Raw genomic sequence first — 17,008 nt, forward strand, 5'->3', positions numbered from 1 at the left:
AAAAATAAGATTATTCCTCGGCTTATTTCTATTAAAAAAAACACCTTTTTTACGCTAAAAAAGTCTGCAAATCATCCAATCAATTCAGAACAAAAAACTACTTTTGCAGCCATACCCGAGACCATAAGGTCGAACTGAGCGGAGCTAAACAACACTACTACATGAACACTACAAAAACCATCCAATCGGCACTGATTTCTGTTTTTTCGAAAGACGGATTAGAGCCCATCGTTCGCATACTACACGAACAAAACGTAACACTTTACTCTACCGGCGGAACAGAAGATTTTATCAAGAATTTAGGCATTCCTGTTGTTGCCGTTGAAGATGTGACTTCGTATCCTTCCATTTTGGGCGGGCGCGTAAAAACCTTGCATCCGAAAATTTTTGGTGGGATTTTAAACCGTCAAGACAACGAAACCGATGTACAACAAATGGAAGAATTTCAAATTCCGCAAATCGATTTGGTGATTGTTGACTTATATCCGTTTGAAAAAACAGTCGCTTCAGGTGCTTCAGAAACTGACATCATTGAAAAAATTGACATCGGTGGTATATCACTAATCCGCGCAGCAGCGAAAAATTTTAAAGACACTGTAATTGTTGCTTCTGTGAATGAATACAGCTTGTTGCTCGATTTGATTTCAACACAAAACGGAGCGACTACACTTGAAAACAGAAGACTTTTAGCAACCAAAGCATTTCATGTTTCTTCGCATTACGATACTGCAATTTTTAATTATTTCAATACTGATGAAACGATTTACAAACAAAGTATAGCTGATGGAGAAATATTACGTTATGGAGAAAATCCACACCAAAAAGGGTTTTTCTTTGGCGATTTCGATGCGATGTTCCAAAAATTACATGGCAAGGAATTGTCGTATAATAATTTACTCGATGTAGATGCCGCTGTGAATTTGATTCTGGAATTCAAAAACGAAGCGCCAACTTTCGCGATATTGAAACACAACAATGCTTGTGGAATTGCTACAAGAAACTCGATGAAAGAAGCGTATTTAGCTGCTTTAGCATGCGATCCGACTTCTGCTTTTGGTGGTGTATTAATAGCCAATCAGAAAATCGACACCGCAACTGCAACTGAAATCAACGCATTATTTTGTGAAGTGGTCATTGCGCCAAGTTACGATGCTGAAGCGATTTCAATTTTATCTGAAAAGAAAAACCGCATCATTTTGATTCAGCATGAAGTCGACTTGCCGCAGAAACAAGTGCGCACTTGCCTCAACGGACTTTTAGTACAAGATAAAAACAACATCACCGACAATAAAGAACACCTTAAAACCGTTACCTTAACAGCTCCGACTTCCGAGCAAATTGAAGACTTGTTATTTGCATCGAAGATTTGTAAAAACACCAAATCGAACACGATTGTACTTGCAAAAAACAAAACTTTAGTAGCTTCGGGAACCGGACAAACTTCGAGAGTTGATGCTTTAAAACAAGCCATTGAAAAAGCCGCCACTTTTGGATTTGATTTAAACGGATCAGTCATGGCGAGTGATGCTTTTTTCCCTTTTCCTGATTGTGTTGAAATTGCAAAAGAGGCAGGAATAACAGCAGTTATTCAACCCGGAGGTTCTATAAAAGACGCGTTGAGTATCGAATATTGCAATGAAAATAAAGTTGCAATGGTATTTACAGGAACACGTCATTTTAAACATTAATTTGTTTAACTTTGTGCGTTAAAATTTATATAAACATAATAAACCCTTAAAAAACTTATGGGATTTTTTGATTTCATGACCGAGGATATCGCGATAGACCTTGGTACCGCTAATACCTTAATCATTCACAATGACAAAGTGGTCATTGACAGTCCATCGATAGTTGCCCGAGACCGAATATCGGGTAAAATCATAGCCGTCGGAAAAGAGGCTAATATGATGCAAGGTAAAACGCATGAAAACATCAAGACCATTCGTCCTCTAAAAGATGGGGTTATCGCTGATTTCGACGCTTCCGAAAAAATGATCAGCATGTTCATCAAAAGTATTCCTGCTTTAAAGAAAAGAATGTTCACGCCGGCTTTGCGCATGGTTGTTTGTATTCCATCTGGAATTACAGAAGTGGAAATGCGTGCTGTAAAAGAATCTTGTGAGCGCGTGAACGGTAAAGAAGTTTACTTAATTCACGAGCCAATGGCTGCTGCAATCGGTATCGGAATCGACATTATGCAACCCAAAGGAAACATGATTGTCGATATCGGTGGAGGAACTACAGAAATTGCCGTAATCGCTTTAGGCGGCATCGTGTGTGACAAATCAGTAAAGATTGCGGGCGATGTTTTCACCAATGATATTGTATACTACATGCGTACGCAACACAACTTATTCGTTGGAGAAAGTACAGCAGAAAAAATAAAAATTACCGTTGGCGCTGCGTTAGAAGAACTCGAAACAGCTCCGGATGATATGTCAGTGCAAGGACGTGATTTATTAACCGGTAAACCAAAACAAGTCGATGTTTCTTACCGTGAAATTGCCAAAGCTTTAGACAAATCGATTCAAAGGATTGAAGATGCGGTGATGGAAACTTTATCGCAAACGCCTCCAGAATTGGCTGCTGATATTTACAATACCGGAATCTATTTGGCCGGTGGAGGTTCGATGTTGCGCGGCTTGGACAAACGTATTTCTCAAAAAACAGATTTGCCAGTGTATATTGCGGAAGACCCATTAAGAGCGGTAGTTCGCGGTACCGGAATGGCATTAAAAAACATCCCGAAATTTAGAAGTATTTTAATAAAATAATAGTTAGTGATTAGTAGTTAAGATTCGCTTTTGAAACAAAACATAGCTTTACATTTTATACTTTAGAAAATGCAGCAAATATTTATTTTTATATTTAAAAACAGCTATAGATTGCTGTTTTTGCTGCTTTTGGTAGTTTCGTTAGTATTCACAGTTCAATCGCATTCTTATCACAGAAGTAAAGTCATCAGCTCGGCTAACTTCTTGAGTGGCGGTGTTTATGAGCAAATTAATTCTGTTAGTGAATACTTGAATTTGAAAAATCAAAATGAAGAATTAGCACTTGAAAATGCCCGATTGAAAAGTATTATCTTCAACACTAAAGATTCCGTTGCACAACCAAAACTAGATTCTTTAAAAGGCGTCAAAGCCAACGACATCATTGTTTCTAAAGTCATTCACAATTCCTATAACGTTTATGAAAATTACCTCACGATTGATGGCGGAAGTGCTTCCGGAATCAAATCGGATATGGGCGTCATCAATAGTTCCGGGATTATTGGGATTGTCGATAAGACTTCCAAAAATTACGCGACGGTCATCAGCATCCTCAACGTAAAATCGCAAATCAACGCGAAAATCAAAAAGACCAACCATTTCGGCTCACTCGTTTGGAATGGAAAAAGTACTGGTTTTGTTCAGTTGATTGATGTGCCGCGTTTGGCTTCCGTAAGAAAAGGCGATACGATTGTGACAGGTGGCCAGTCGGTGATTTTTCCTGAGAATATTGGTATTGGTACTATCAATAATATATTCGTAGACAACAAAACGAATTACTATACTTTGAATGTGAAGCTTTTCAATGACATGACCAATCTCGGGCATGTATACATCATCAAAAGCAAAGACCGAGAGGAAATCCTAACTTTAGAGAAAAAAGAAAATGAATAGCGCTGTATTGGTCAATATCGCCCGATTCATGCTGCTGTTGGCGGCTCAAATTCTTGTTTTCAACAATATGGATTTTTTGGGCTACATCAATCCGTATCCGTATATTTTATTCATCATTTTATATCCCGTAAACGGAAACAAAACAGGCCTTTTATTGGCGAGTTTCTTCTTGGGATTAATCTTGGATATGTTTTGTAATTCGGGTGGCGTTCATGCAGCAGCTTGTTTAATATTGGCCTATTATCGACCTTATATTTTTAAATTTTCGTTTGGATTGAGTTATGAATATCAAACCGTAAAACTCAATGATGTATTGACGCCTGAGCGATTTTCATTCTTGCTCATTGCGGTCATCATTCATCACTTCACCTTATTTTTATTGGAAGTATTCAGAATGAATTTCTTTTTGGAAATCATCCTCAAAACCGTCGTTAGTACCTTATTCACATTATTGATGTGCATCATCATTATCTATTTAATTAAGCCAAACCGACGATGAGAAAAGTCTTGCTGCCTACCGTAATTATCATAGCGACACTATTGCTGGTATTAAGGTTATTTTACTTGCAGATTGTTGATGATTCGTTCAAATTAAAATCAGATAATAACGCGATAAAAATTCAATACGATTATCCTGAACGCGGTTATATTTATGATCGCAACGGAACACTTTTGGTTGCCAATCAACCTTCTTATGATATCATGGTCATTCCTAAAGACATGAAAAACATTGACACTTTAGAGTTTTGTCAACTGCTCAATATCACCAAAGACGACTTCATAAAAATCATTGCCAAAGCCAAAGTGTATAGCCCGAGATTGCCTTCGGTGTTTTTACCACAATTAAACAAATTAGAATTCGCAGCTTTTCAAGAAAAGATTCGAAAATTTCAAGGTTTCTATATTCAAAAACGATCACTGCGTGACTATCAAGTAAAATTTGGCGCTAACGTTTTTGGATTCATTACACAAGCCAACGAAAAAACCGTGGCAAAAAATCCTTACTACAACAGTGGCGATTTGTTAGGAAAACAAGGTGTTGAGGAAAGTTATGAAACGACACTTCGTGGTATTAAAGGGGTGAAATACATTCAAAAAGACAAATACAATCGTGAAATTGGTTCCTATAAAGAAGGTAAATACGATACGATTGCCGTACAAGGAAAAGATATTCATTTGACTATTGATGCCGAACTTCAAAAATATGGCGAAGAATTAATGGTCAACAAACGAGGTGGCATCGTAGCTATTGAACCTTCAACGGGTGAAATCTTGGCTTTGGTTACCGCACCGTCTTATGATCCTGCAATTTTGGTTGGCCGAAAGCGCTCAAGAAACTATACGATGTTATACCGGGATTCGATTGCCAAACCTTTATACGATAGAGGTTTGTTGGCTGAATATCCGCCGGGTTCACCATTTAAAATCTTAACCGGATTGATTGCTTTGCAAGAACAAGTGATTGATGAGAACACAACAGTTTACTGTCGACATGGATTCAGTTATGCGCGAGGTCGATTTATGAAATGTCACTGTCATGGTGGCGCACAAAATCTGCATCGTGGTATTTACGAATCTTGTAATGCCTATTTCGGAACCGTTTACATGAAAACGATTAATAAATTTGTAAGACCCCCCGATGGCGTTGATGTTTGGAGTCGTCATTTGAAAAGTTTTGGTTTGGGTGAATTTATGGGCTATGATTTACCAACCGGAAGACGAGGAAAAGCACCGACCTCCAAAACCTATAAAAAAATCTATCCGAATGGCGGTTGGCGAAGCACTGCGATTGTTTCAAACGCGATAGGGCAAGGAGAAGTTTTGATGACACCAATACAATTGGCGAATATGATGGCGGCCGTTTCCAATCACGGTTTCTATTATACGCCTCACATCATTAAAACCATTAAAGGCCAAGTCATCGATAAAAAATACAGAACAAAGCATACCACAACCGTTGAAAGAAAATATTTTCAACCCATGATTGATGGTTTGTTCGATGTGTATAATTTAGGAACCGCGCACGCATTGCAAGTCGAAGGCATTGAAATTTGTGGCAAAACCGGTACTGCAGAAAATTTTGCTAAGATTAATGGCAAGCGTGTGAAGCTTCAAGATCACTCGATTTTTGTAGCTTTTGCACCGAAAGACAATCCGAAAATTGCGATTGCTGTGTTGGTTGAAAACGGTTATTGGGGCGCACGATGGGCTGGTCCGATTACCAGTTTGATGATCGAAAAATACATCAAGAAAAAAATCACGCGTACCGATTTGGAGAAAAGAATGTTAGAAGGGAGTTTGCAAGGTGAATATGCTAAGTATACGGGCAAGAAAGAAGTTGACAGCCTATTGTTGAAACCGAAACCTCCTATTTCAGTTGTTCCAGGTGCCGCTGACGAAAAACTGAAAGACGCCAAAACTCCAGAAGAAGCTACTGAAAACTAATTCAAGATGAAGAACCAAAGTGTTACAAACAATTTAGATTGGATCAGCGTATTCATCTACATCCTATTGGTCATCATGGGTTGGTTGAATATTTATTCTTCTTCGCTGTCTTTATCTGATGCTGATTTCACACTTGATTTGACCCAATTCTATGGAAAACAATTATTGAGTATTGGGTTGGCTATTCCGCTAATTTTTATTGTATTGTCTGTTGATGGAAAATTTTACGAGAAATTCTCCAGTATTATCTATATCATTGGATTGCTGTCCTTAGCCGGATTATTTGTTTTTGGTAAAACCATTAAAGGGCAAGCCAATTGGTATTCGTTTGGTGCCTTCGGATTACAGCCTTCTGAGTTTGTAAAAGCCGCCACTTCATTAGCTTTAGCAAAATATCTGAGTGATGTTCAAGTGAACCTTAAAGATTTCAATAGGCAACTTCAAGCATTAGGCATTATCTTTATTCCGGTTTTACTAATTGTCATTCATGATCCCGGAAGTGCTTTAATTTTCATGACACTCTTTTTTGTTTTATACCGTGAAGGCCTTCCGCCATGGTATTTGTGGACGGGATTTATTGCCATCATTTTATTTGTTTTGGCATTAATATTAAAGCCTTGGGCTGTGGTATTAATTGCTGCTGGTGTCACCACTTTGTTATATTTCAGAAGTAGAATTGTAGACCGAAACATTATAGCCAGTGCGATTGCTATGGTGATGATTTCGGGTTTTGTATTTTCTGTCGATTATGTTTTTGAATCGGTTTTCAAGCAACACCACCGTGATCGTTTTAATATCCTACTCGGAAAAGAAGTTGACATGAAAGGTATCGGATACAACACCAACCAATCCGAAATCGCCATTGGTTCGGGCGGATGGTTTGGAAAAGGTTTCCTAGAAGGCACACAAACCAAAGGTGGATTTGTTCCCGAGCAGCACACCGATTATATTTTCACTACTGTTGGAGAAGAATGGGGTTTTCTCGGTTCGATGGTTGTCATTGCTTTGTTTGTGGGTTTAATTTTTAGAATTATTTACTTGTCGGAAAGGCAAAAGACGAAGTTCAGCAGGGTTTACGGTTATTGTGTGGCTTGCATTTTATTCATTCACTTTTTTGTGAACATTGCGATGGTGGCGGGAATTTTCCCAACGATTGGTGTGCCGCTTCCGTTCTTTTCGTATGGTGGCTCCGGACTTTGGGGCTTTACCATTTTGTTGTTTATCTTTTTAAAGATGGATGCGAATAAGGTGAATGAGTGGTAATTTTGAACAAGGATTTAATAGAATATATATCACAGATACTCAGACAAAATCAAAAATTATAATATAAATAAACGCCTTAAAATTCAGCTGAATCCTAAGGCGTTTTTTATTTTTTTAATCAAAATCTTTACGACTTCACCAACTTGTCTTTTTTCAATTTGGTGACATCTTTCTTCTCTAAAGTTTTAGGTTGCAAATCGTCCAGAATATTAATGGCCTCTTCAACATAAATATCTTTAGAAAGGCTTTCATGCCATCTGTCGCGTTTTTCTTTCAAAGAAGTATCGGTTTTCATTTGATCTATTTCGTAAGGCAACGAAGCAAACTCTAAAGAATTTTTATAGTCAGCAATCGATTTGTATTTTTTAGATTTTTCTTCAATTGATTTTTGCTCTGCTTTGAATTGATCAATATTTAAACTGTATACATTTTCCTTATTGCGTTGGTCAATCCATTTTGCATTCTCATCAATGAGTTTGAATTTAGGATTGTCCGCAATTCGTTTTTTACTGTTGTCAATCGCCACATCGAAGTTGTTTTGTTTGTCCCAGAATTTAAATTCAGCCGGTTCGATTTTATCCCATGGCATGGCGTTGTCGATATCACGTTCGCCCATTTTTAAATAAGCATAACGATCCGGAATCGCAACATCACTGCTTACGCCTTCCAATTGCGTTGAACCTCCGGTAATTCTATAGAATTTTTGAGTGGTCGTTTTTAATGCACCCAAATCACCAACACTACTTCCTCGCACAAACTGATTTAAATCGATGACGTTTTGTACCGTTCCTTTTCCGTAAGATTGTTTGCTACCGATGATAATTCCTCTTCTGTAATCCTGAATCGCAGCTGCAAAAATTTCTGAAGCCGAAGCTGAAAAACTGTTTTGCATCACCACAAGCGGGCCATCCCATTGGATTTTTTTATCTTTATCGTAAAGCACTTCTTGTTTTTTTCCTGCTGATTTTATTTGAACCACCGGGCCATCTTCGATGAACAATCCGGCAATATCAACCACAGTTTTCAAAGAACCACCTCCGTTATCTCTTAAGTCCATAATGATGCCTTGAACACCTTCTTTTTTCAATCTGTCTACTTCAATCGCTACGTCTTTTCCGGCATCGCGGCTGTCGTTATTTTCAAAATCAATGTAGAATTTTGGCAAATAGATTACGCCGTATTTGAGTCCGTTTTTTTCTACTACACTCGACTTAGCATAGGTTTCTTCAATTTCTACAATATCTCTAATAATAGAAATGATTTTGATGGTACCATCAACTTTCTTAACGGTCAAACGCACTTCGGTTCCTTTTGGTCCTTTGATTTTTTTAACCACATCATCAAGGTGCATTCCAACAACTTCAACTGGTTCTTCATTGCCTTGTGCTACTTTCATAATGACATCGCCTGCTTCGAGTTCTTTGCCTCTCCATGCCGGGCCACCGGAAATTAATTCTGAAATTTCGGTGTAGTCATTTTTCTTCTGTAAACGAGCACCAATGCCTTCTAGTTTTCCACTCATACTCACATCGAAACGTTCTTTTTCATCAGGTGGAAAATAGTTTGTATGCGGGTCAAAGCGCGTTGCGATGGCATTCACATATACAGAAAACCAATCATTTTGATCTAGGTCGTTGATGAAATCGAAATATTCGTTTAAGGATTTTAATGAACTTTCACGGGTTTCTTTCTCGAGTTGTTCGAAAGTTTTTGGAGTAGTATCTTCTGTAGAATCTCCTTTTACTGCTTCTTTAGTTTTGTTGAGTTCTTCAATCGTTTTAGCCGGTTTATCGTCTTTTACGCCATTCTTTTTATCTTCCTGTATTTTCAACTTATCAGTTAAAGACGACAACGTAGACAATTTGATTTGTTTGCGCCATTTTTCTTTAAGCTCGGTCGTGTTTTTGGCATAAGGCAATTTATCATAATCGGTATTGAATTCTTCTTTGACCGAATAATCAAATGGTTTGGCTAGAATTTCTTTGTAGAATTCTTTGCTTTCGCTGATTCTTTTAATCAATCGGTTATAGGTTAGATTGAAGAATGATAAGTCTTTATTCTTGATTTGATCGTCGAGTTGGGTTTCATATACTACAAATTCATCGATGTCGGATTGGATAAAAAACCGTTTCGATGGATCTAGTGCTTCAATGTAGTCTTTGTAAATTCCTTTAGAAAATTTGTCGTCTATGGTTGCGGGATCGTAGTGACCTCGTTCGATAACAAACGTTAATAATTCTAATAACATTTTATCCTTTTCAGGATCGCCTTTGGGTTTTAACGTCGTAGTGAACGCAAACAAACTCATAGAAATGGCGATGACTACTAGTACTAATTTGTAATTCCTTTTCATATATTGAATTAAGATATTCATTAAAATTTTTGAACTAAATTACATAAAAACAGAAGCGACAATCTGTTTTGATGGCTAATTTTTTGTTAAAGGTGCTAATTTACTAAGTTTGTGTTGAAAATGCTTATTTTTGCGGGGAATTATTTGAGATGATAAAAGCAACTCGTTTCAAAGAAATGTTGTTTTGAAAACAGAACCCCTAGCCCTGATAGAGCCGATATCCTTGGCGTTGGGAGATTGCTTCGCAAGCTCGCAATGACAAGATAAAGGCGAAAGCAGGAAATAGCTCCTAAAAAAAATGAACAAACCACTTATTTTAGTTACTAATGACGACGGTATTTCGGCTCCAGGCATTCGCGCTTTGATTGCTGTCATGTCAGAAATTGGCGACGTTGTTGTTGTCGCGCCGGACAAACCGCAAAGTGCAATGGGGCATGCGATTACGATTAACAACACTTTATATTTGAATAAAGTTTCAGCTGAAAATGCTGTTGTTTTAGAATACAATTGCTCGGGAACACCTGTCGATTGTGTGAAATTGGCGGTTAATGAAATTCTGAAACAGAAGCCTGATTTGTGTGTTTCGGGGATTAATCACGGTTCAAATTCTTCGATTAATGTGATTTATTCGGGAACGATGAGTGCTGCTGTAGAAGCTGGAATTGAAGGCATTCCTGCGATTGGATTTTCATTGTTGGATTACGATTGGAATGCAGATTTTGAACCTGCGAAATCTTTCATCAAAAAAATTGCGTTGCAAACCTTGGAAAACGGATTGCCGGAAGGCATTGTTTTGAATGTGAATTTGCCGAAATTGAACGAAAACGATATCAAAGGCATTAAGATTTGCAGACAAGCCAAAGCCATTTGGATGGAGAAATTCGACAAAAGAAAAACACCGTATGGCAAGGATTATTATTGGCTTACGGGTGAATTTGTGAATCAGGATTTGGGCGAAGATACCGATGAATGGGCGTTGGAAAACGGCTATATTTCTGTAGTTCCTGTGCAGTTTGATTTGACGGCACATCATGCAATACAGCGTTTGAATGGTTGGGATTTAAATGGAAAATAATTGATAATTATTGCAATTTTAGATAATAAAGATGAAGTATAGGGATTTGATTTTAGGCGTTTTAATGGCTGTGATTGCTTCGGTGATTGGCAGTTTTATTTTTATTAAACTTTTTACAGGTTTTGATTTTGTGAATGGGATGTTGTTTTATAAATCACACGGATTGCTAGGAAAAATCATCACTTTAGGTGCCATTCTCAACTTGATTTTGTTTTTTATTTTATTAAAATTCAATAAAGATTTGATGGCGCGCGGCGTTATTTTGGGCATGATTGTTTTGACCGTGGTTACATTGCTTATTTAAAATAAATCGCAAATGAAATATTACATTATAGCCGGAGAAGCTTCAGGAGATTTACACGGTTCGAATTTGATGAAGGCAATTTATGAGGAAGATCCTCAAGCCGACATCCGATTTTGGGGTGGCGACTTGATGCAAAAAACCGGCGGCACTTTGGTGAAACATTACCGCGAGTTGGCGTTTATGGGATTTATTGAAGTGATTTTTAATTTGAAAACCATAGTCAGTAATATCAAGTTTTGTAAAAACGACATTGCGCAATTCAAACCCGATGCGATTATTTTTATTGATTATCCCGGTTTTAATATGCGTATTGCCAAATGGGCTAAAGAACGTGGCATTCCGACGCATTATTATATTTCACCGCAAATTTGGGCTTGGAAAGAAAATCGGATTGCGGCGGTCAAACGCGACTTTGATCATTTGTATGTGATATTGCCTTTTGAAAAAGAGTTCTACGAAGACAAGCACCATTTTCCAGTGACATTTGTTGGGCACCCTTTGATTGATGCGATTCACAGTCGTAAGGTTACAAGCCAATCGGATTTCATCAAAGAAAACCAACTTGACGATAAACCGATTATTGCGATTCTTCCGGGCAGTAGAAAACAAGAAATTACCAAAATGCTTTCTGTGATGTTGAGTGTGGTTGATGATTTTCAAGAATATCAGTTTGTAATTGCAGGCGCTCCGAGTCAAGAGCATGCTTTCTATTTGCCTTTTTTGAAAAACAAAAACGTGCATTTTACCGCCAATAAAACTTATGATTTGTTGAGTCATTCGACTGCGGCTTTGGTAACTTCGGGAACAGCAACATTAGAAACGGCGTTATTTAAAGTACCTGAAGTCGTTTGTTATAAAGGCAGTTGGGCTTCGTATCAGATTGCAAAACGCATCATTACGCTGAAATATATTTCTCTCGTGAATTTGATTATGGATCAAGAAGTCGTTACGGAATTGATCCAAGAGCAATGTAACACTAAAAATATTAAAGTCGAATTGCAAAAATTATTGAATCTCGATTACCGAAAACAACTGATTGCCAACTACGAAATTTTAGAAGAAAAGCTTGGTGGTATTGGTGCGAGTAAAAAAACAGCGCAACATATTGTACGAAGTTTACGATAATTGCGTTGCTATATTGACATTAAAACAAAAAACTTTTGAAACGAATTCTTCCATTACTCCTATTATTTCTTTTTGTGGTTGGCTGCAAATCAACTTCTAGCATCATTACTTCTAAAGAAGAGGCCCAAAAAAGAGGCATTTATAAAGCGCCGGCCAATATCAAAATAGCGGCAAAAAACAATGCTACACCTAAAAGCGTTGCTGCTAAAGAAGTGCCGAAAAAAGCAGTGATAACGGGCAACCGCATCAATGATAAGAATGATGATGATCTTGTGATTAACGTTGACGATTCGAGTTATTTGGTCAAGCAACTGATCAATGCAGCTTCTGAAAATTTAGGCGCGCATTATAGAACTGGCGGCACAACTCCAGATGGTTTTGATTGTTCTGGTTTGATGTACAGCACCTTTAAAAAATTCGATATCACTTTGCCGCGATCATCTGTCGATATGGCTAAAATCGGAAGAAAATTAGACGAAGACGACATCCGAAAAGGCGATTTGATTTTCTTTAAAACCAACGGAAGAAGTGTCATCAATCATGTTGGAATGGTCATAGAAATCAACGATGAGGAAATCAAATTCATCCATTCTTCTACCCAAAAAGGCGTGATTATTTCGTCGACCAAAGAAGCTTATTACGGAAGAACTTTTACGCAGGCGAATCGAATTTTAGAGTAATTTATTTGGCTTATTCGCTAAAATTGAATACTTTAGAAGCATGAACGCCATGCAATTTCCTTTAACCCGAATTACAATTGGGTTTGTATTCGGAATTTTATTCGCCAATTACACCCACTTCCTCACTCCAGTGACGAGCTTTGGTTTGCTATGTCTAGCCATTTCGTTATTTTTCATTGCTTTTTATTGGTCGAAAAAACAATTGTTGCAAAATTACTTTTTCGGAATATCAACTTACTTTTTGTCGTTTTGTATTGGAATCTCAACGTCGATTATTCATTCCGGATGGTACCAAAAAGACAATTACATTCATCACATTCATTCTTCGGAAAAGCAACATGTTTTGGAAGTTGTACTTCGAGAAAAATTAAAATCGACTGCTTATTATCGCCGTTATTATGCACTTGTAAGTCGCATTGACGGAAAATCATGTTCAGGAAAATTGATGGTGAATTTCAATGCTTCACAATTTCAAAGTGATTTTAAAATTGGAACGCAACTTCAAATCAAAAACAACATTATTCGTCCTACTCGACCGCTAAATCCGAATCAGTTTGATTATGGAAATTATTTAACTCAGAAATCCGTTTTAGCGCAAACGTATGTTGATGCTTTTAATGTGAAAACCAATGGCAACCTGATTCGCGATGCTTTTTATTATTCCGATTGTCTGCGAACGACCATACTCAATAATTTAAAGAAAAACCATTTTCATGTTGATGAATTAAACGTCTTAGCCGCTTTGATTTTAGGCCAGCAACAAGATATTGCGCCTGATATTGTGCGCGATTATCAATTCGCCGGTGCCATTCATATCTTATCTGTTTCGGGTTTACATGTTGGATTTATACTGCTGTTTATGAATTTTTTGCTGCGATTGATTCCCAACACCAAACGAACTTCCTATTACAAACTCTTCATCATCGTACTTTCGCTGTGGGGATTTGCCGTTTTAGCCGGACTTTCTCCATCGGTAGTTCGATCGGTTACGATGTTTTCTTTCGTAGCGTTTGGCATGCATTTGAAAAGACAAACCAACATTTTTCATACGTTGGTCGTGTCGCTTTTATTGATATTGCTTTTTGAACCTTCTTTCCTTTTTGATGTTGGGTTTCAACTGAGCTATGTGTCTTTGTTTTTTATGCTGTGGATGCAACCTTTATTCCATTCGCTTTGGCAACCCAAAAACAAAATCGTCGATTACTTTTGGCAAATACTAACGGTTTCGTTTGCGGCTCAAATCGGAACTTTGCCTTTAAGCTTGTACTATTTTCATCAATTTTCGGGCTTGTTTTTCATCACCAATATTGTTGTGATTCCATTTTTGAGTTTGATTATGGCGCTCGGCGTTTTAGTCATGCTGCTTGCTGCGTTTGGTTTTGTTCCCAAAATTTTATTAATTTCACTCGAAGGGTTGATTTCTATTTTAAATAAAATCATTAGTGAAATCGCCTCTTTCGAACAGTTTGTTTTGAAAGACATTCCGCTCAATGCATTGATGTTATTGAGTTTGTACTTAGTCATTATAACCCTTATATGCTGTTTTAAAAAAGTTTCTTTTCAAAGAATCGTTTTTGTTCTACTGTCAATTCTGGCATTTCAAGCGAGTTATTTCAGTTCGAGTTGGAAATCTCAAAACCAACAAGAGTGGATTGTTTTTAATGTCAAAAGAGCGACATTAATCGCAGAAAAAAATGGTGACAATGTGACTGCATTTACCAATATAGATTTAACGAAAAGCAATCCCTTGCAACCTTTTCTAGTAGCTAATTTTTGTAAAATCACAGCTCAAAAGTCACTAGGGAATTTGGCTTATTTCAAAAATAAAAAAATCTTGATTATTGATAGTTTGGGAAGTTATCCGAGACAAGTCAATCCTGATGTGATGTTGTTACGTGATTCTCCTAAAATCAATTTAGAGCGCGTATTTAAAACCTGCAAACCTAAAGTATTGGTTGCCGATGCGAGCAATTATAAATCGTATGTAGCGCTTTGGAAAGCTACTTGTTTAAAACAGAAAATCCCTTTCCATCATACGAATGAAAAGGGATTTTATAGACTTGATGACTAATTATTTCTTATTGGCCAAAATCTGATTGGCCGTTTCCAACCATTTTGATGGACCACCAGCAACGTAACCTGTGCTTCCTAATTTCTCGAGGTTGGTTTTTCCGTCTTTCGAAGTTGGATTTGCAAGCCATATTGTTGGGTATCCTCGGATTTCGAAGATTTGTTGCAACTCCGCATTTTGTTGTTGTATGTCTGGCAATTGTGGTGTTCTACGAGGAAAATCCAATTCTACCAATACTACATTTTGTTTTGCCCATGCTGCAAATTCGGGTGTTTTTAATACTTCATTTTGCAAACGAATACACCAACCGCACCAATCGCTTCCTGTAAAAAATAGCAATAGAGGTTTCTTGGTTTTCATGGAAACTTCTGCCGCTTTTTTTAGATTCGTTTCCCAAGTTAATTCTTGCGCTTGAATGGTTATTGAACCAACAACAAGCAATAATGTAATGAATATCTTTTTCATATTTATAATTTTAATTTTCCTCTTTTGACAATAACAGTGCCGAAATTACAAATTTTATTTTACTTCCTGCATCAGTTTTTTAATTAATGGTGTAAATACAATGAGTACAACACCAGAAATTAATGCATAAATAGCCAATTGATAATAACCATCCGTATAGCCTTGCAATTTCGTAAGTAAAGAAGCATTCTCATCAGGTGATGACATTCCTGCGCCCAACAATCCCGCAGCATATTGACCGTAAGCACTCGCTAAAAACCACATTCCCATCATCATTCCCGAAAGACGTTTTGGTGATAATTTAGTCATGATTGACAAACCGATTGGCGACAAGCAGAGTTCTCCAAAAGTAATCACTAGATAAGCCAGTGTAAAGACATTTAAAGAACTAAGTCCATTGACATCAGCGAAGAATCTAGTGTAATAAAAAACATAAAATGCCGCTGCTAAAAACAAAAAGCCCAAGCCGAATTTTATAACCGTGTTCGGTTCCAATTTCTTTTTTGCCATAGCCAACCAAAGCAAACCCAGAATTGGACTGAAAATAATTACAAATAACGAATTGGCCGTGTTGTTGACAATATTCGGATTGATTTCAAAAAACAACAAATTTGGATGCAAATTATCTTTGGCAAAAAGTGCTAATGAACCGCCGCTTTGTTCGAAAAATGCCCAAAATATAATCGAGAAGATAATGAACACAAAAGCAGCAATAAGCTTTTTCTGAGCTTTGATTTCTTGTTCTTTATAGGTTTCAAATAGAAAATAGAGGATGGCCAATGGTCCGATGGTGTACATAAAATAATCGGTGTAATCGGTATTTTTAATCATCATAAAGATTAATGGAATGCTGATTAATGAACCAATATAAACGGCAATTTCTTTTGTAGTTCTTTTCGCTTTAGGCAACTCAATTAATGGTGAGTCTCCAATTGGGCCTAATGATTTTTTGGTCAGCATAAAAGTGATTAAACCAATAACCATAACAACTGCTGCGGATAAAAAGGAATAACTCCAACCATAATCTTTACTGGTTCCAAAATAAACACAAACGGCACCGCCTAGTAACGCCCCAATATTAATTCCTGAATAGAACAAACCAAAACCGGCATCTCTTCTGCTGTCGCCTTCTTTATACAATTCGCCAACCATCGAGGAAATATTGGGTTTGAAAAAACCCGTTCCGATAATCGACAATGTAATGCCCAAATAGAACATTTCTTGCGGCGAAAATGCGATGAGTAAATTTCCTAAAATCATCACAATCCCACCAAACACTAATGATTTTTTGAATCCTAATATTTTGTCGGCGAAAATTCCACCTATAAAAGTAAAAGCATACACAAACGCTTGAATGGCGCCGTATTTAAGATTTGCTTCTTTATCAGACAAAGACAAACCCAGTACTTGATCGGCCATAAAAATGGTCAAAACGCCGCGCATTCCGTAGAAACAAAAGCGTTCCCACATTTCGACTAAAAACAAATACCAAAGTTGTTTTGGGTATTTGCCTTCAAAATTTTGAATTTGTTCTAAGGTTAAATTTTGTTCCATAATAGTAA

Annotated in this window: 14 protein-coding genes; 11 read left to right on the forward strand and 3 right to left on the reverse strand. The window is 37.2% G+C overall.

Translation table 11 applies throughout. The features are described from left to right. The first annotated feature begins 161 nt into the window (after positions 1 to 161). From purH to rodA, 6 genes are all read left to right on the forward strand, one after another. Positions 162 to 1,688: a bifunctional phosphoribosylaminoimidazolecarboxamide formyltransferase/IMP cyclohydrolase gene (gene purH / locus RMO03_RS12415; RefSeq protein WP_309642425.1), complete on the forward strand. Its 1,527-nt coding sequence runs from the start codon at positions 162 to 164 to the stop codon at positions 1,686 to 1,688. 57 nt (positions 1,689 to 1,745) lie between these two features. After that, a complete protein-coding gene (locus RMO03_RS12420) occupies positions 1,746 to 2,774 on the forward strand; it encodes a rod shape-determining protein (RefSeq protein WP_298221270.1) in 1,029 nt (342 codons plus the stop codon). A gap of 69 nt (positions 2,775 to 2,843) precedes the next feature. Then, positions 2,844 to 3,665, forward strand: a complete 822-nt coding sequence (mreC, locus tag RMO03_RS12425) for a rod shape-determining protein MreC (protein WP_309642426.1) — start codon at positions 2,844 to 2,846, stop codon at positions 3,663 to 3,665. Next, positions 3,658 to 4,164: a rod shape-determining protein MreD gene (locus RMO03_RS12430; protein WP_309642427.1), complete on the forward strand. Its 507-nt coding sequence runs from the start codon at positions 3,658 to 3,660 to the stop codon at positions 4,162 to 4,164. Before mreC ends, RMO03_RS12430 begins: the two co-directional genes overlap by 8 nt. Beyond that, the gene (gene mrdA, locus RMO03_RS12435; RefSeq protein ID WP_309642428.1) at positions 4,161 to 6,110 is read left to right on the forward strand and encodes a penicillin-binding protein 2; all 1,950 of its coding nucleotides are present in this window, start codon (positions 4,161 to 4,163) and stop codon (positions 6,108 to 6,110) included. The genes RMO03_RS12430 and mrdA overlap by 4 nt, the downstream gene beginning before the upstream one ends. Positions 6,111 to 6,116: 6 nt before the next feature. Then, positions 6,117 to 7,373 carry a rod shape-determining protein RodA gene (rodA, locus tag RMO03_RS12440; RefSeq protein ID WP_309642429.1) on the forward strand — a complete coding sequence of 419 codons (1,257 nt, stop codon included), beginning with the start codon at positions 6,117 to 6,119 and terminating at the stop codon, positions 7,371 to 7,373. Between the two features lie 127 nt (positions 7,374 to 7,500). Here rodA and RMO03_RS12445 read toward each other — a convergent pair whose 3' ends face one another. Beyond that, the gene (locus RMO03_RS12445) at positions 7,501 to 9,747 is read right to left on the reverse strand and encodes a carboxy terminal-processing peptidase (protein ID WP_309642430.1); all 2,247 of its coding nucleotides are present in this window, start codon (positions 9,745 to 9,747) and stop codon (positions 7,501 to 7,503) included. 277 nt (positions 9,748 to 10,024) lie between these two features. Between RMO03_RS12445 and surE the strand changes: the two genes are divergently transcribed. Genes surE through RMO03_RS12470 form a run of 5 tightly spaced genes read left to right on the forward strand, consistent with a single transcriptional unit; the run spans position 10,025 to position 14,981 of the window. After that, complete coding sequence (surE, locus tag RMO03_RS12450) at positions 10,025 to 10,801, forward strand: 5'/3'-nucleotidase SurE (protein WP_309642431.1); 777 nt, start codon at positions 10,025 to 10,027, stop codon at positions 10,799 to 10,801. Positions 10,802 to 10,832: 31 nt separating this feature from the next. Further along, positions 10,833 to 11,105: a hypothetical protein gene (locus RMO03_RS12455; protein ID WP_309642432.1), complete on the forward strand. Its 273-nt coding sequence runs from the start codon at positions 10,833 to 10,835 to the stop codon at positions 11,103 to 11,105. Positions 11,106 to 11,117: 12 nt separating this feature from the next. Further along, complete coding sequence (lpxB, locus tag RMO03_RS12460) at positions 11,118 to 12,230, forward strand: lipid-A-disaccharide synthase (protein WP_309642433.1); 1,113 nt, start codon at positions 11,118 to 11,120, stop codon at positions 12,228 to 12,230. Positions 12,231 to 12,265: 35 nt separating this feature from the next. Beyond that, positions 12,266 to 12,910: an NlpC/P60 family protein gene (locus tag RMO03_RS12465; RefSeq protein WP_309642434.1), complete on the forward strand. Its 645-nt coding sequence runs from the start codon at positions 12,266 to 12,268 to the stop codon at positions 12,908 to 12,910. 40 nt (positions 12,911 to 12,950) lie between these two features. Next, on the forward strand, positions 12,951 to 14,981 hold the full coding sequence (locus RMO03_RS12470; RefSeq protein WP_309642435.1) for a ComEC/Rec2 family competence protein: 2,031 nt from the start codon (positions 12,951 to 12,953) through the stop codon (positions 14,979 to 14,981). Here the strand turns inward: RMO03_RS12470 and RMO03_RS12475 are convergent, their stop codons facing one another. Together RMO03_RS12475 and RMO03_RS12480 are read right to left on the reverse strand one after the other, a co-directional pair. Beyond that, complete coding sequence (locus RMO03_RS12475; RefSeq protein ID WP_309642436.1) at positions 14,982 to 15,446, reverse strand: thioredoxin family protein; 465 nt, start codon at positions 15,444 to 15,446, stop codon at positions 14,982 to 14,984. A 54-nt stretch (positions 15,447 to 15,500) separates the two neighbouring features. Further along, positions 15,501 to 17,000, reverse strand: coding sequence for a peptide MFS transporter (locus tag RMO03_RS12480; RefSeq protein WP_309642437.1), 1,500 nt, complete (start codon positions 16,998 to 17,000; stop codon positions 15,501 to 15,503). Between the last annotated feature and the right edge of the window lie 8 nt (positions 17,001 to 17,008).

Source organism: Flavobacterium sp., assembly GCF_031411595.1.
Classification (GTDB): Bacteria; Bacteroidota; Bacteroidia; order Flavobacteriales; family Flavobacteriaceae; genus Flavobacterium.

What these genes read in the sequence shown, in the direction of transcription:
- purH (WP_309642425.1), top strand. Translation starts at nt 162, where the DNA reads ATGAACACTACAAAAACCATCCAATCGGCACTGATTTCTGTTTTTTCG.
- RMO03_RS12420 (WP_298221270.1), top strand. Translation starts at nt 1,746, where the DNA reads ATGGGATTTTTTGATTTCATGACCGAGGATATCGCGATAGACCTTGGT.
- mreC (WP_309642426.1), top strand. Translation starts at nt 2,844, where the DNA reads ATGCAGCAAATATTTATTTTTATATTTAAAAACAGCTATAGATTGCTG.
- RMO03_RS12430 (WP_309642427.1), top strand. Translation starts at nt 3,658, where the DNA reads ATGAATAGCGCTGTATTGGTCAATATCGCCCGATTCATGCTGCTGTTG.
- mrdA (WP_309642428.1), top strand. Translation starts at nt 4,161, where the DNA reads ATGAGAAAAGTCTTGCTGCCTACCGTAATTATCATAGCGACACTATTG.
- rodA (WP_309642429.1), top strand. Translation starts at nt 6,117, where the DNA reads ATGAAGAACCAAAGTGTTACAAACAATTTAGATTGGATCAGCGTATTC.
- RMO03_RS12445 (WP_309642430.1), bottom strand. Translation starts at nt 9,747, where the DNA reads ATGAATATCTTAATTCAATATATGAAAAGGAATTACAAATTAGTACTA.
- surE (WP_309642431.1), top strand. Translation starts at nt 10,025, where the DNA reads ATGAACAAACCACTTATTTTAGTTACTAATGACGACGGTATTTCGGCT.
- RMO03_RS12455 (WP_309642432.1), top strand. Translation starts at nt 10,833, where the DNA reads ATGAAGTATAGGGATTTGATTTTAGGCGTTTTAATGGCTGTGATTGCT.
- lpxB (WP_309642433.1), top strand. Translation starts at nt 11,118, where the DNA reads ATGAAATATTACATTATAGCCGGAGAAGCTTCAGGAGATTTACACGGT.
- RMO03_RS12470 (WP_309642435.1), top strand. Translation starts at nt 12,951, where the DNA reads ATGAACGCCATGCAATTTCCTTTAACCCGAATTACAATTGGGTTTGTA.
- RMO03_RS12475 (WP_309642436.1), bottom strand. Translation starts at nt 15,446, where the DNA reads ATGAAAAAGATATTCATTACATTATTGCTTGTTGTTGGTTCAATAACC.
- RMO03_RS12480 (WP_309642437.1), bottom strand. Translation starts at nt 17,000, where the DNA reads ATGGAACAAAATTTAACCTTAGAACAAATTCAAAATTTTGAAGGCAAA.